13 protein-coding genes are annotated in these 14,740 nt (G+C 68.7%); all 13 read left to right on the top strand.

Going from position 1 to position 14,740, the window contains the following annotated elements; genetic code table 11:
- Positions 1–6: 6 nt before the first annotated feature.
- The 13 genes from xpsH to ACM2ZB_RS11995 all read left to right on the top strand — a co-directional run bounded on the left by xpsH (position 7) and on the right by ACM2ZB_RS11995 (position 14,738).
- Complete coding sequence (xpsH, locus tag ACM2ZB_RS12055) at positions 7–501, top strand: type II secretion system protein XpsH (RefSeq protein WP_416055596.1); 495 nt, start codon at positions 7–9, stop codon at positions 499–501.
- On the top strand, positions 498–917 hold the full coding sequence (gene xpsI / locus ACM2ZB_RS12050; RefSeq protein ID WP_416055595.1) for a type II secretion system protein XpsI: 420 nt from the start codon (positions 498–500) through the stop codon (positions 915–917). The genes xpsH and xpsI overlap by 4 nt, the downstream gene beginning before the upstream one ends.
- Entirely contained in the window at positions 914–1,546 is a 633-nt protein-coding gene (locus ACM2ZB_RS12045) for a type II secretion system protein J (protein ID WP_416055594.1), read from the top strand. Before xpsI ends, ACM2ZB_RS12045 begins: the two co-directional genes overlap by 4 nt.
- Positions 1,543–2,406 carry a general secretion pathway protein GspK gene (locus tag ACM2ZB_RS12040; protein ID WP_416055593.1) on the top strand — a complete coding sequence of 288 codons (864 nt, stop codon included), beginning with the start codon at positions 1,543–1,545 and terminating at the stop codon, positions 2,404–2,406. Before ACM2ZB_RS12045 ends, ACM2ZB_RS12040 begins: the two co-directional genes overlap by 4 nt.
- On the top strand, positions 2,403–3,557 hold the full coding sequence (locus ACM2ZB_RS12035) for a PilN domain-containing protein (protein ID WP_416055592.1): 1,155 nt from the start codon (positions 2,403–2,405) through the stop codon (positions 3,555–3,557). The genes ACM2ZB_RS12040 and ACM2ZB_RS12035 overlap by 4 nt, the downstream gene beginning before the upstream one ends.
- A complete protein-coding gene (gspM, locus tag ACM2ZB_RS12030; protein WP_416055591.1) occupies positions 3,532–4,233 on the top strand; it encodes a type II secretion system protein GspM in 702 nt (233 codons plus the stop codon). The genes ACM2ZB_RS12035 and gspM overlap by 26 nt, the downstream gene beginning before the upstream one ends.
- Positions 4,223–5,017 (top strand): hypothetical protein, encoded by a 795-nt coding sequence (locus tag ACM2ZB_RS12025; RefSeq protein ID WP_416055590.1) that lies wholly within the window; start codon positions 4,223–4,225, stop codon positions 5,015–5,017. The genes gspM and ACM2ZB_RS12025 overlap by 11 nt, the downstream gene beginning before the upstream one ends.
- 9 nt (positions 5,018–5,026) lie before the next feature.
- Complete coding sequence (gene gspD, locus ACM2ZB_RS12020) at positions 5,027–7,240, top strand: type II secretion system secretin GspD (protein WP_416055589.1); 2,214 nt, start codon at positions 5,027–5,029, stop codon at positions 7,238–7,240.
- A gap of 751 nt (positions 7,241–7,991) precedes the next feature.
- Positions 7,992–8,846: a glycosyltransferase family 2 protein gene (locus ACM2ZB_RS12015; protein WP_416055588.1), complete on the top strand. Its 855-nt coding sequence runs from the start codon at positions 7,992–7,994 to the stop codon at positions 8,844–8,846.
- Positions 8,843–9,682 carry a glycosyltransferase family 2 protein gene (locus ACM2ZB_RS12010; RefSeq protein WP_416055587.1) on the top strand — a complete coding sequence of 280 codons (840 nt, stop codon included), beginning with the start codon at positions 8,843–8,845 and terminating at the stop codon, positions 9,680–9,682. Before ACM2ZB_RS12015 ends, ACM2ZB_RS12010 begins: the two co-directional genes overlap by 4 nt.
- Before the next feature lie 336 nt (positions 9,683–10,018).
- A complete protein-coding gene (gene pncB / locus ACM2ZB_RS12005; RefSeq protein WP_416055586.1) occupies positions 10,019–11,218 on the top strand; it encodes a nicotinate phosphoribosyltransferase in 1,200 nt (399 codons plus the stop codon).
- A gap of 134 nt (positions 11,219–11,352) precedes the next feature.
- On the top strand, positions 11,353–12,537 hold the full coding sequence (gene wecB / locus ACM2ZB_RS12000) for a non-hydrolyzing UDP-N-acetylglucosamine 2-epimerase (RefSeq protein WP_416055585.1): 1,185 nt from the start codon (positions 11,353–11,355) through the stop codon (positions 12,535–12,537).
- Positions 12,534–14,738, top strand: a complete 2,205-nt coding sequence (locus tag ACM2ZB_RS11995) for a hypothetical protein (protein ID WP_416055584.1) — start codon at positions 12,534–12,536, stop codon at positions 14,736–14,738. The genes wecB and ACM2ZB_RS11995 overlap by 4 nt, the downstream gene beginning before the upstream one ends.
- The last annotated feature ends 2 nt before the right edge of the window (positions 14,739–14,740 follow it).

Genomic DNA, 14,740 nt, shown 5'->3' with positions numbered 1-14,740 from the left:
GCCGCGATGATGCAGGTCCTGCCGCGCCGGTTGCCACGGCCGCGCCTGCAAGGCAGGCGCGCGGCGGGGCTGTCGCTGCTGGAAATGCTGCTGGTGATCGCGCTGATCGCGGCCATCGGCCTGATCACTGCTGCCGGCCTGTCGCGCGGCTTCGCCGGCATGCAGCTGCGCAGCGCCGGCAAGGACATCGCCAACCAGCTGCGCATGGTGCGCGCGCAGGCCATCGCCCGCGGCGAACCGCAGCGCTTCGTGATTGAACCGGCCGAGCACCGCTGGCAAGGGGCGAACCAGCACCGCGGCACGGTGCCCGAGCCAGTGCAGGTGGTGTTCGAAGGTGCGGCGCAGCTCACCGATTCACCGGGGCAGGGCGTGATCGAGTTCCATCCCGATGGTGGCTCCAGCGGCGGCCGCATCCGCCTGCAGCGCGATGCCGCCGAATGGCGCATCGATGTTGGCTGGCTGACCGGTGAAGTGCGGTCCGGTCCGTGGCGGGCGCAATGAAGCGGCAGGCGCGTGGCTTCACCCTGCTGGAAGTGATCGTGGCCTTCGCCCTGCTGGGGCTGGCCCTGACCCTGCTGCTGGGCAGCCTGTCCGGGGGCGCTCGCCAGGTGCGCGAGGCCGAACTGCGCACACGCGCGGTGCTGCATGCGCAGTCGTTGCTGGCCAGTGCAGGCGTGGATGCACCGCTGCAGGCCGGCAGCCAGAACGGCGAATGGGAGCAGGGCCGCTACCAGTGGCAGCTGCAGGTGCAGCCATGGACCGAACCGCGTGCGGCGGCCGCAGCACCCCAGGCGTCGCCCGGCGCGCCGTGGCTGGCCGAGCTGCAGCTGCAGGTGCGCTGGGGCGACGGCGAACGCGAACAGATGCACTGGCGCAGCCTGCGCCTGCTGCCGCCGGACCTGGAGGCCGCGCAGTGAAGCGCCGCGCCGCAGGTTTCACCCTGGTGGAAGTGATGCTGGCCACCGTGCTGCTGGCCGGTGGCCTTGCGCTGGCATTTGCCAGCGTGCGTTCGGCCATGGCGGTCAGCCAGCGTGGCGAACAGATCGCCGCCGACAGCGAGCGCATGCGTGCCGTCCACGCGCTGCTGCGGCGGCAACTGGGCGGCGCCCTGCGCAGCCCGATCGAAGTGCCCGATCCCACCCGCGAACCGGTGTTCTTCCAGGGCGACGAGAAGAGCATGCAGTTCGTGGCCGATCTGCCCGGCTATCTCGGCCGCGGCGGTCCCTACCTGCATACGCTGCAGGTGGACGGCAACAACGGCCAGCGCCGGCTGCTGCTGGAACTGGTGATGCTGCAGGAAGGCGAGCGCATTGCCGAAACCCCGCCGCGGCCGGCGGAGGTGCTGGTCGAGGGATTGAAGGATGTGCAGCTGCGCTACCGCGGTGTCGATCCTGCCACCGGGCAGTTGAGCGACTGGTTGCCGCGCTGGGACGACACCCGCCGCCTGCCGTTGCTGGTGCAGGTGCAGGTGGTGCCAGCCAAGGGCGCTGCGTGGCCGCCGCTGGTGGTGGCGCCGCGTACCGGCGGCAGCGGAGGTGCGCGATGAAGGCCCAGCGGGGTGCCGCCCTGGTGCTGGTGCTGTGGCTGATCGCCCTGATGACCGCACTCGTCGGGGCCTTCGCTCTGAGCGCACGCGTGGAGCATCTGCAGCAGCGCGTGCTGGATGACGATGCGCGTGGCCAGGAACGGGCACGTGCCGGCCTGGAATACGCGCTGCTGCGCCTGCGCCAGGAGCCGCAGCGCCCGGCCTGGCAGGCCGACGGCCGCACGTACCGCTGGCAGTACGACGATGCCCGCATCGAGATCCGGGTGGTGGACGAGAACGGCAAGATCAACCTGAACCTGGCCGACGCCACCCTGCTGGCAGGCTTTCTGCAGGCCCTGGGCGAGCCGTCCGCGCAGGCCCGGCAACTGGCCGGCGCGATCATCGACTGGCGCGACGAGGACAGCCTGCTGCAGCCGGGGGGCGGCGCCGAGGCGTCGGACTACGCAGCGGCGGGGCTGCCTTATGGCCCGCGCAACAAACGCTTTGAATCCCTGGGCGAACTGCAGCGGGTGCTGGGCATGCGTGCTTCGCTGTATACGGCCATGCTGCCGTACGTGACGCTGTACAGCCGCCAGGCGCGGCCGGACCCGCGGGTGGCCGGTGCGCCGGTATTGACCGCGCTGGGCCTGGATGCCGAGCAGGTAATGGCCCAGCGCGCCCAGCAGGAGCGTGACGAAGATTCCGGAGCTGCGCCGTCAACGCTTGCCAGCGGCAGCGGCACCTATAGTATCGAGTCCCGTGCCACCGACGGCAGCGGACGCCTGTCGGTCCTGCAGGCGGTGGTACGCAATGGATCGGGCGGAGTGCCCGGACGAACCTACACGGCGCTTCGCTGGGAGCAGGGAATGGCAGCACGATGACGGCTTGGCAGGACAGCCTGCGGCAGGTGCAGGGGCGGATCGGCCCCGGTGCGGGCCGTTTCCTGCGCTGGTGGCGGCAGTCTTTGCTGGCCTGGGTGCCGGTGCGCTGGCAGTGGGCGCTGGGCTGGTCGCAGACGCGCCTGCTGCTGCAGCCGCAGGAGGGGCAGCTGCAGGTCTGGCGCGATGTCGGTGAACGCCTGGAACCGGTGGTGCGCCTGCCATGGCCGGTGCAGCCGGCCGATCTGGACCGGGTGCTGGAAGCGCGGCTGCGCAGCCTGCCACGGGTGTGGCTGCTGGCCGACAGCCAGGTGCTGCGCCGCAACCTGCGCCTGCCGGCGGCGGCGGCCGATCGCCTGCATGCCGTGGTCGGCTACGAGATCGACCGGCAGACCCCGTTCGAAGCCAGCCAGGTGAGCTATGACGTGCGTGAGCGCGGCAGTGCCGGTGAAGGCCACCTGCAGGTGGAACTGGTGGCCTGGCCGCTGCGCCAGCTCGAGGCCTGGCGCAGCCAGGTCGGCGCGTGGGCCGATGCACTGTCCGGTGTCGATGCGCTGGACGCGCAGGGCCAGCCGTTGCAGGTCAACCTGCTGCCGCAGGCACAGCGCCAGCAGCGCCCGGACCCGATGCGGCGCTGGAACCTGCTGATCGGCCTGGCTGCCGTGGTGATGCTGGTGCTGGCCGCCGTACAGCTGCTGGACAACCGCCGCGCGGCCGCCGATGCGCTGCGCGAGCAGGTCGACAGGAGCGCGCGCAGTGCACGCGGCGTGGCCAGCGAACGCAGCCAGCTGCAGGCGCTGCTGGACGGTGCCGCCTTCCTGGAAAAGCAGCGTGCGCAGCGGGCCAGCACGGTCGAGCTGTGGAACGAGCTCACCCAGCGCCTGCCCAATGGCACCTATCTGGAAAAGCTGGCCGTGGAGAACAACAACCTGCAGCTGATCGGCCTCAGCAGCGAAGCGTCGCAGCTGGTGCAGCTGCTGCAGGACGCGCCGCAGTGGCGCAAGGTCAACCTGACCGGCGTGCTGCAGGCCGATGGTGCCGGCAGTGGCCGCGACCGCTTCACCCTGACCGCCGAACTGCAGCCGCTGCCCGCCGCCGCCGCCGCGGCGCCTGCCAAGGAGGCGGCCGATGCCGATGCCAAGCGCACGCCGTGACCGCTGGCTGGCGCTGGCACTGCTGCTGGCAGTGCTGGGCCTGGCCTATCTGCTGCTGGTGCACCCGTGGTTCACCCAGCCGCTGCTTGACATCAACGCCGATGTTGCCGCGCTGCGCGAACGCGAACAGCGCGTGCAGGCGCAGCTGCAACAGCAGCCGCAGATCGAACAACGCCTGCGCGCCACCCGCGAAGCGCTGCAGCAACGGCCGGGCTTCCTGCAGGAAGCCACCGCTGAAGCCGCCGCCGCCGCACTGGGCGCGCGCCTGCAGGACGCGGTGGCCACGGCCAGCCCGGGCAACCGCAGCTGCACCATCAGCAACCGCACCCCGCTCACCGACAACCGCCGTGATGCCGAATTCGTGCGCGTGGCCATGCAGGTGCGGCTGCGCTGCGGCGTGGCCGAGCTGGCCACCGTGCTGCACAGCCTGGAAACCGGCAGCCCGCGCCTGTTCGTCGACAACCTGAGCCTGATCGCGCAGCGCTTCCAGCAATCGCCGAACGAATCCGGGCTGGGCCTGGATGTGTCCTTCGAGCTGGCCGGCTATCTGTTGCCGGGGGCTGCGGCCGACGCAGCCGGCGCAGCGGCGGCGACGCCCGCCCCGGCGCCCGCAGCGGCTGCACCCGCACCGGCTGCCGAGCCCGCCGCAGCGGCGGAGGTGGCCGATGAAACTTGACCAGATCACCCTGCGTACCGGTTTCCTGCTGGCCCTGGCCGGCTGGGCCGGGGCCATCTGGCTGGCCACCGGCTTCGGCTTGGGCAGCCACCTGCCGGCGGCCGATGCCGATGCCGGCGCGCAGGCGTCATTGCCGGCGTTGCCGCCGGTGGCGGCCGAACGCATGGCCTCTGCCGACAGCTACAGCGCCATCGGCGAACGCCCGCTGTTTGCTGAAGACCGTCGGCCGCGCCCCTACCTGCTGGGCGGCAACGAGCCCTCGGCCAGCGCCGCGCTGCGCCTGACCGGCGTGCTGCTGACCGACAGCTTCAGCATGGGCACCTTCACCACAGAACAGAACCGTTCGCTGCGCCTGCGCCTGAACGGCGAAGCCGTCGACGGTTGGCAGCTGGTCGCGCTGGAACCGCGCCAGGCCACGGTGATCGGCCCCGGTGGCAGCCAGGTGCTGGAACTGGCCACTTTCAACGGCCAGGGCGGCGAGCCGCCCACCGTGCTGCGCGGGGCCAACGGTGCCGTGCCGCCGGCCGGTGCCGTGCCACCGCAGCCGCCGCCGCCCGCACAGGATCAGGCCAACGCCCGTGCCACCGATGGCAACGTGCCGCGCCAGCAACCGGCAACCGCCGGTGGCGTGCCGCCCGCCGCGGCGTCCGCCGCCGCCAACAACAACGGCCCCAGCGAAGCGCAGATGCAGGCCATCCGCGAACGCATCCAGGCCCGCCGCCGTCAGCTGCAGCAACAGCAGCAACAACCGTCGCCGCCCCCGGGCGATGGCACCAACCGATAGAGTGAATGCATGAACCTGCGTTTTCTTCCCTGGTCCCTCGCCCTGACGCTGCTGGTCGGCTGCGCCACCGTGTCCGGCCCGCACGTCCATCGCAGTCCCACCGCCCCCCCCACGGCCACCGAGGCGGCCGCCGCCGATGCGCAGGCACAGGTGGTCGAAGGTGATGCCGCCGCCGGTGCACCGCAGGCGGTGATCCGCCGCGGCAGCGGCACCATGATCAACCGCCAGGCCGCACGCGCCCCATCGTCGGCGTTGAATGCCGCCAGCGGCGGCAGCGCTACCTTCAACTTCGAAGGCGAATCGGTGCATGCGGTGGTCAAGGCCATCCTGGGCGACATGCTGGGCCAGAACTATGTGATCGCCCCGGGCGTGCAGGGCACGGTCACCCTGGCCACGCCCAAGCCGGTATCGCCGGCGCAGGCACTGAACCTGCTGGAAATGGTGCTGGGCTGGAACAACGCCCGCATGGTCTACAGCGGTGGACGCTACAACATCGTCGCCGCCGACCAGGCCCTGGCCGGCACCGTCGCGCCCAGCACCGCACCGGCCTCCAGTGCCCGCGGCTTCGAAGTGCGGGTGGTGCCCCTGCAGTTCATCTCCGCCAGTGAAATGAAGAAGGTGCTGGAGCCGTACGCGCGCCCCAACGCCATCGTCAACGTCGATACCGGGCGCAACGTCATCACCCTGGGCGGCACCCGCGCCGAACTGGAAAACTACCTGCACACCGTCGAGATCTTCGATGTCGACTGGCTGTCGGGCATGTCGGTGGGCGTGTTCCCCATCCAGTCGGGCAAGGCCGAACAGGTGGCCAACGACCTGGAAAAGATCTTCGGCGAAGAGAGCAAGACACCCAGCGCGGGCATGTTCCGCTTCCTGCCGCTGGAAAACGCCAACGCCGTGCTGGTCATCACCCCGCAGGCGCGTTACCTGGACCAGATCCAGCAGTGGCTGGACCGCATCGATACCGCCGGTGGCAGCGCCCGCCTGTTCTCCTACGAACTGCGCTACATCAAGGCCCGCGACCTGGCCCAGCGCCTGGCTGAAGCCTTTGCCAGCAGCAACAACCGCAACAGCCGCGGCGCCAGCGCCGGCCTGGCACCGGGCGCAACGCCCATGCAGGTGGACAGCCGCGGCCAGAGCACCGGCATGAACAACGACGTCGGCAGCGTCGGTGGCACCGGCACCACGTCCAGTGGCAGCGGCGGCATGGCCAGCACCCTGAACCTGCCGCAGCGCCAGGAAGGCAACATCAGCGTCAGCCTGGATGTGGAAGGCGACACCGTCGGCGTCTCCGCCGTGGAAGAAACCAATGCCCTGCTGGTACGCGCCACCCCGCAGGCCTGGCGCTCGATCCGCGAAGTCATCGAAAAGCTCGACGTGATGCCGATGCAGGTGCACATCGAAGCGCAGGTGGCCGAAGTGGACCTCACCGGCGACCTGAAGTACGGCGTCAACTGGTTCTTCGAGAACGCCGTGCAGGGCCAGGACTTCACCGGTTCCACCGGTGGTGCAACCCTGCCGAGTGCGCTGGGCCGCAACATCTGGGGCAGTTTCGCCGGCGCCATCACCGGCAGCGAAACCGGCTGGACCTTCCTGGGCAAGAACGCCGCAGCGGTGGTCAGCGCGCTGGACAAGGTAACCAACCTGCGCCTGCTGCAGACCCCGTCCATCTTCGTGCGCAACAACGCCGAAGCGCAGCTCAACGTTGGCACCAAGATTCCGATCAACTCGGTGTCGGTCAACACCGGCATCAGCGACAGCACCTACAGCCAGGTGCAGTACCTGGATACCGGCGTGATCCTCAAGGTGCGCCCGCGCATCACCCGCGATGGCGTGGTGTTCCTGGACATCGTGCAGGAAGTCAGCTCGGCCGGTGCAACCCCGGCCGGCTGCGACCCGACCAAGAGCACCTGCAACCCGCCGATCAACACCCGCAAGATTTCCACCGAGGCGGCTTTGCAGAGCGGTGACACCATCATGCTGGCCGGCCTGATCACCAACTCCGATGAAGACACCTCCAACGGTGTCCCGGGCCTGAGCCGCCTGCCGATCATCGGCGGTCTGTTTGGCAGCAAGGGCAAGGTGAACAAGCGTTCGGAAGTGATCGTGCTGCTGACCCCGACGATTGTGCGCAACGGGCAGGAAGCGCGTTCGCTCACGGACGAATACAGCAACCGTTTCCGGGCGATGGAGCCGTTCCCCACCCGCGAGCGCAAGAAGTAGGGTTTTTTGGGGCAGGGCTTGCAGCCCTGCACCTGCCGAATCAACGTCAACGTCAACGTCAAAAGCGGTGCTGGCTTTCTGTGTGTTGGGCGGGGCGGTGTGGGTGGGCAGGACACGCCGTAAACCCCCCTCCGGGGTCCGGCCCAGCCGCTGGCGGCTGGGCGTTCGGGCGCTTGCGAAGCGGTGCTTCGCAAGCAAAGCGCCCTCACCCATGGGGGCTCGTAGGCGCCATCCATGGCGCCTGCGGTCCTGCCCACCCACACCGCCCTACCGCCGACAGATTCCCGCGGCGGTTGGTAACGGCGGCTCTTGGTAGGTGTCGACCTTGGTCGACACGATTTTTCCATCAGATATCGAATGAATTCATCCGTGTCGACCAAAGTCGAAACTTACCAAAGCAGAACGCCAGTAGATCCACGCCATGCGTGGATGAAATCTGTCAGATATCGAAATTCATCTGGGGTCGGAGCCCGTTGCGCAGCAACGGGATCCGACCCCCTGTTCCGACAGATCGCAGGAAACTGTCGAAGGCGGGGTGGGTCCGGTTGAGGGGGCGTGAGCCGCATGGATGCGGTGACCGAGCTTACATGGACGTACTTGCAGCGTCCCCCTCAACCGGACCCACCCCGCCCACCCTCAGGAAACCCGCTTCTGCCGTTGCTTCGGCTCTGGCCATGGACGTTGCCTCTGCGGGTGCAGGGCGCAGCCCTGCCGGTGCTACGCTACCGCCAGCGACTACCACGGAGGCGGGATGGGGGCGATCGTGTTGTTGCCGCTGGGCGTGGACGATGCTGCACTCGACCGCTGCCTGGCCGCGTTGGATGCCGGTACCGCCGCGGGAACGGCGGTCTGGTTGGCCGATGATGCCCAGGCCGGGCCGCGGGCGCAGGCCGTGGTCGAGCATTGGCTGGCGCATACGCCGCTGCAGGCCGAATACACCCGCCGCGCGCGGCCGTTGGGCGAGGTCGCCCACCTGGATGAAATGCTGCGCGCCTGCGAGGGCCTGGACGTGGCCGTGCTCGCGCCCGACAGCTTGCCCGCGCCAGGCTGGCTGCAACAGCTGCAGGCCGCCTTCGCACGCGATGCGGCCATCGCCACCGCTACCCCGTGGTGCAACGCCGGCGAAACCGCGGCGTGGCCACGGCTGGGGGAAATCAATCCGGAACCGACCGATGTCAGTACCCTGGCCCATACCTGCGCGGCCCTGCCCAACCTGCATCCGGAACTGCCCTCGGCGGTAACCCATGCGGTGCTGGTCCGTGGCAATGCGCGCCGCCGTGCCGGTGGCCTGGACATCGACAGCTACCTGGGCTGGAACGCGGCGCTGGTCGATCTCAGCCTGCGCATGGCCGGGCTGGGCTGGCGCAACGTGCTGTGCGAGAACGCCTTCGTCAGCCGCGCCGGTGAAGCCGTCAGCCGCGAGGGCGATCTGGAAGCGTTGGCCGCGCGCTGGCCCGGCTGGATGCCGCGGCTGGCTGACTTCCTCATGCACGACCCGCTGCACACGCTGCGCCAGGACCTGCAGCAGCGGCTCCAGCAGGCGATAATGCCGCGTGACCAGGGCGACCTGTTCGCCACGCCCACGCCGTCGGAGCCGTCCGCTTGAAGTCCAGCATTGCCGCCATCGTCGTTACCTACCAGAGCGGCAGCACCATCGATGCCTGCCTGTCACGGCTGCGCCAGGCACAGGATGTGGCCGAGATCCGCGTGGTCGACAACGGTTCGCACGACGAAACGCTGGAAATCGTCCAGCGCCACGCCAGCCATGATCCGCGCGTGCGCTTCATCGGCAACCCGGACAATCCCGGTTTCGCCGCCGCCAACAACCAGGGTGTGGCCGATTCGGTCAGCCCATGGCTGGCCTTCATCAATCCCGACCTGCTGGTGGAAGAGGAGACCCTGGCCGCACTGCGCGACCGTGCGGCCCCCCTGGGCGATTGCCTGCTGGGTGTGGAGCAGGTGGACGAGCACGGCATCGCCGATGACGCCGTGCGCCGCCGCGATCCTGATTTCCTGGCCATGCTGCGTTCGCCAGGGCGCGGTGCGCGCTTGGCCATCGCCCGTGATCCGGCCCAGTCGCTGCAGACGGTGCCGGCGCTGTCCGGCGCGCTGCTGCTGATGCCGCGTGCCCTGTTCGACCGCATCGGTGGCTGGGATGCCGGTTACCGGCTGCATGCCGAAGACCTGGACCTGTGCCGCCGCGTGCGCGACGCGGGCGGAGTGGTGGCCATCGCCAACGACCTGCAGGTCACCCACGTGCGCGGTGTTTCCAGCCGCTCGCGGCCGTTCTTCGTGGAATGGCACAAGCACCGTGGCCTGTGGCGCTACTTCAGCAAGTTCGAAGCCCGCCAGCGCTCGCTGCCGGTGAAAGCCGCCGTGTGGGGCGCGATCTGGGCGCACGCTCTGGTGCAGGTACCGAGGCTGTTGCGCAAGGCGCTCTGATCCCTGTAGAGCCGAGCCCACGCTCGGCTGCTTTCCGTTCCGGGCCCATGACGCTCCGTTCCCCGTAGAGCCGAGCCCACGCTCGGCTGCTTTCCGTTCCGGGCCCATGACGCCTGAGGCAAGAGCAGCCGAGCATCGGCTCGGCTCTACACATGCTCCCCGCCACCAGGGTTGCTGCGCAAGACGCTCCGATCCCTGTAGAGCCGAGCCCACGCTCGGCTGCTTTCCGGTCCGGGCTCATGACGCCATGAGGCAGGAGCAGCCGAGCATCGGCTCGGCTCTACATGGCACCATCCGCGAAACGTCGGTTCACCCGAACGGGCGCATAATTGCGCCATGGCCATCATCCAGTCCCTGCTCGACACCGACCTGTACAAGTTCACCATGATGCAGGCGGTGCTGCACCAGCACCCCGGCGCCCTGGTCCAGTACCGGTTCAAGTGCCGCACCCCCGGTATCGACCTGGCGCGCTACATCGACCAGATCAACGAAGAAATCGACCACCTGTGCAGCCTGCGTTTCACCGATGCGGAACTGGACTACATGCGCGGCCTGCGCTTCGTGAAGCCGGACTTCGCCGATTTCCTCGGGCTGTTCCACCTCGACCGCAAGTACATCCAGCTGCAGCCGTCGAAGACCGTGCCCGGTGAGATCGACCTGGACATCACCGGCCCTTGGCTGCACACCATCCTGTTCGAAGTACCGCTGCTGGCGATCATCAACGAAGTCTGGTTCCGCAACACCACCACCGCCGATTTCGCCGAAGGCGAGCGCCGCCTGCAGGCCAAGGCCGCGCTGCTGCGCGATACGCCGGGGTTCGAACAGTGCCGCATTGCCGACTACGGCAGCCGCCGCCGCTACTCGCGCGACTGGCACGCACGCCTGCTGCCGCTGCTGCGCGATGCGCTCGGCCCGCAGCTGGTCGGCACCAGCAACGTGCATTTCGCCCGCCTGTACGGCATGACCCCGCACGGCACCATGGCCCACGAATACCTGCAGGCCTTCCAGGCACTGGGCCCGCGCCTGCGCGATTCGCAGGTGGCTGCACTGGAATCGTGGGCGCGCGAGTACCGCGGCGATCTGGGTATCGCGCTGTCCGATGTGGTCGGCCTGGACGCGTTCCTGCGCGATTTCGACATGTACTTCTGCAAGCTGTTCGACGGCGTGCGCCACGATTCGGGCGACCCGTTCGACTGGGGCGACCGCATGCTCGCCCACTTCCAGCAGCGCCGCGTCGATCCGCGCAGCAAGGTGCTGGTGTTCAGCGATGGCCTGGACATCACCAAGGTCATGCGCCTGTACGACTACTTCCGTGGTCGCTGCCAGGTGGCATTCGGTGTCGGCACGCACCTGACCAACGATCTGGGCCCGACGCCGCTCAACATCGTCATCAAGATGGTCCGCTGCAATGGGCAGCCGGTGGCCAAGCTCAGCGACTCGCCCGGCAAGAGCATGTGCGACGACCCGGGCTACCTCTCGTACCTGCGCCAGGTGTTCGAATTGCCGCCTGAAGTGAAGCCTGGCGTCACACAGTGACGCTCTGCGTCAGATTGTGATGAATTACTTACTGCGCAACTTTGTGATGCGCATCACAATTATGTGGCCGAACTTCACAGAATCGCTTACGATCTGCCGACAGGATGTTTAGCAGGCCTTGAGGGAGTTCTGCGGTGAAGGTTCTTTCCGTTTTCGGTACCCGTCCTGAAGCAATCAAGATGGGGCCGCTGGTCAAGGCGCTGGGTGAGGCGCCGGATATCGAGTCGATCGTGTGCACCACCGGCCAGCATCGGGCGATGCTGGACCAGGTGATGTCGTTGTTCGCGATCAATGCCGACCATGATCTCGACGTCATGGTTCCCAACCAGACGCTCAATGGCCTGTGCGCCAAGCTGTTCGAACGGCTGGATGCGCTGTACACGCAGGTGCGGCCCGATCGGGTGCTGGTGCACGGCGATACCACCACCGCGATGACGGCGGCCGTGGCTGCCTTCCACCACCGCATTCCAATCGGCCACGTCGAAGCGGGCCTGCGCACCGGCGATATCCACCGGCCATGGCCGGAAGAGATGAACCGGCGCGTGATCGACGTAGTGGCCGACTATCTGTTCGCGCCCACGGCCAGTTCGCGCAGCAATCTGGCGCGTGAACACCTGGGCGGAAAAATCGTGGTCACCGGCAACACCGTCATCGATGCCCTGCAGCAGACGGTGCAGCAGCTCGACCGTGATCCGGCCCTGCGTGCCAAGGCCGATGCGCCGTTCCAGATGCTGGACCCGAAGCGTCGCCTGCTGCTGGTCACCGGCCACCGCCGCGAGAGTTTCGGCCAGGGCTTCCTGGACATCTGCCGTGCGCTGGGCGAACTGGCCCAGCGCGAAGACCTGCAGGTGCTCTATCCAGTGCACCTCAACCCCAACGTGCAGGGCCCGGTGAATGCCGAGCTCGGCCATCTGGGCAACGTGCACCTGGTGCCGCCACAGGATTATCTGAGCTTCGTGCGCCTGATGCAGCGTGCCGACGTGATCCTGACCGACTCCGGTGGCGTGCAGGAAGAAGCCCCCGCGCTGGCCAAGCCGGTGCTGGTGATGCGCGATGTGACCGAACGGCCGGAAGCGGTCGAAGCCGGCGTTGTGAAGCTGGTCGGCACCACGCCGGCCCGCATCGTTGAATCGGTCAATGCCGCGCTTGCCCAGCCTGCACAGCCCACGCGTTTCGATCCCGACGCCAGCCCCTACGGCGACGGGCGTGCCAGTGCGCGCATCGTGGCTGCACTGCGCGGGCAGCCGCTGCCCGAATTCCATCCCGGCCATCGCAGCGCCGGCCTCGTTTCCTCTCCTCTGCACGAAGTGACGCCATGACCCAGACCGGCCAACGTACCTTCCTCCTGGTTTCCACCACGCTGGCCCTAACCAGCTTCGCTGCCACCGCCAGCGCTGCCGATACGGCCGCTGGCCAGTTCGCCGAATGGACCGGCGACAGCACCGTGACCCGGCAGATGACGTTGCGCCAGCTGGGCTTCCGCCAGCCGCTGGTGCTCAGCGGGCAGGAAAGCCAGCGCGAGATCTACCTGCCGGTGCCGGTGGGCGTGCCCACCCGAGACGCGCAGCTGCAGCTGGATGGCCGCTACGTGCGTGGCCACACCGGCCGCACCTCCGGCCTGTGGTCGGTGGATGGCGATCCGATCGCCGCGCGCTCGATCACCGATGCGCAGGGCGATGCCAGCCAGTTGCTGGCCATCGACGGCGAACCGCGCGACAACGGCTTCGTCCGTGTGGGCGTGGGCTGGTGGTCCATCGTGTCCGACTACCGCTGCGCCGATCAGAGCGCACCGGCCAACGTGCTGCGCCTGTCGCCCGATTCGCGCTTCAGCTACCGCTTCGACGGCCGCGCCGTGGACAGCGTGGCCAAGGCCTGGGGCGCACTGCCGCCGCGGGTGCGGCTGCTGGTCGATGGCAAGTCGCTGCAGGCACCGTCCTACGATGCCGCCTGGCGTATCGGTGCTGCACTGCAGACCGGTGGCAAGCAGGTGGACGTGGTGGCCCTGCCCAAGGTCGGCGACAGCGTCGACCTGAGTGGCATCAGCATCCCCGCCAGCCTGATGGGCGTGCCGGCCTACGCCGCACTGGCCGGGGGTGAGCGCGCGCATGCGATCAAGGATCTGGCCGAAGTCGGTGCGCTGCTGTCACTGCGTGACAGCGGTCCGCTGGCCGCCGATGTGATGATCGGCAGCGAGGCCCTGCGCAACGGCGTGCGTGCCGCGCTCGATGCGCTGGCCGCGCAGGTCGGTGCCAGCGGTGCCGACGCCGCCAGTGCATTCACCGCCTGGCGCGCGGCCGACATGGCCGCGCTGGAAAAGCCGGCCGCTGCGGCCTCGGTCAGCGTCGCCGCCGTTGCCGGCCGTCCCACCCTGGTGGTCGACCCGGCTGCCGGTGGCAAAGTGGCCGGCCTGCTGTCCGAACAATGGCGTGCCTATGCACTGGGCCGTTCGCTGAAGGTCGACCAGGCCGGTGCGCCGGTCATGCAGGGCGACCTGGTGCTGCTCAGCCGCCTGGGCAACATCGCCGGCACCCAGGACATCGTCACCCGTGGCGACCGCACCGCCAGCTTCGAACTGGGCGCGCTGTCGGCCGATGGCCGCCTTCCCGAGGAAGTGGTGATCGACGTCTCCGCCGCGCCCAATGCGGGCGGGCAGGGCGCCGTGGCCACGATCTTCTTCAACGATTACCTGCTGGGTGCCAAGGTGCTGTCGGCCAACGGCAAGCCGCAACGGCTGGTCGCCAAGGTGCCGGCCTATGCGCTGTCGGCGCGCAACGAGGTGCGGGTCAGCTTCCTGCGCCAGCCGGCGCGTCCGTACTGCCATGACCCGGCCACTGCCTTCCCGGTCACGATCCTGCCCAGCAGCCACATCAAGCTGGCCAAGCGCACCCTGGGTGCCGACTTCATCGGCGCGTCCAGCCTGCTGTCGCGCGCCAACGAAGTGTTCGTGCCGGGCAGCTGGCTGCAGGACGCGCCGACGTCGCTGGCCAAGGTCATCGCCATTGCAAGCGCCGTCGGTGCTTCGCCGGAGGCGGCCGAGCTGAAGGTGGTCGACGCCGGTGCAGCGATCAGCCCGGGCAAGCCCTACCTGGCCTTCGACGTGGCACCGTCCGGGGTCAACCTGGCCGGCCTGAAGGATGGCCATCTGGTCATCGCCGGCAAGCCGCAGGCGCTGCTGGACCTGACCGGCCTGGAACGCGCCGCGGCTGTGCAGGTGGCTTCGGCCGGTGGCCAGACCGGCGTGCTGTACAGCGATCTGGGCACCCAGGGGCCGGCGCTGGGCGCGCCGTTCCGCCTGCTGCGCGGTGATCTGGCCGTGATCGACGGCAGTGATGTCGTGCGCGATTTCGACAGCCAGGACCCCTACGGTTCGCGCATCGCCGAAGAAGGCAATCCGCAGACGGGCTGGGAAAAACACATGGTGTGGCTGCTGATCGCCGTGGGCGTGGTGGTGTTCGCCCTGCTGGCCGCCCGTGTCACCCAGATCCGCCGCCGCCGCAAGTCCGCCAGCTCCGGGCACTGATC

Origin of the sequence: Stenotrophomonas maltophilia, assembly GCF_047782825.1 — a bacterium.
GTDB lineage: Bacteria > Pseudomonadota > Gammaproteobacteria > Xanthomonadales > Xanthomonadaceae > Stenotrophomonas.
The sequence above is the reverse complement of the archived record's forward strand: the minus strand, read 5'-3'. Positions and strand labels throughout refer to the sequence as shown.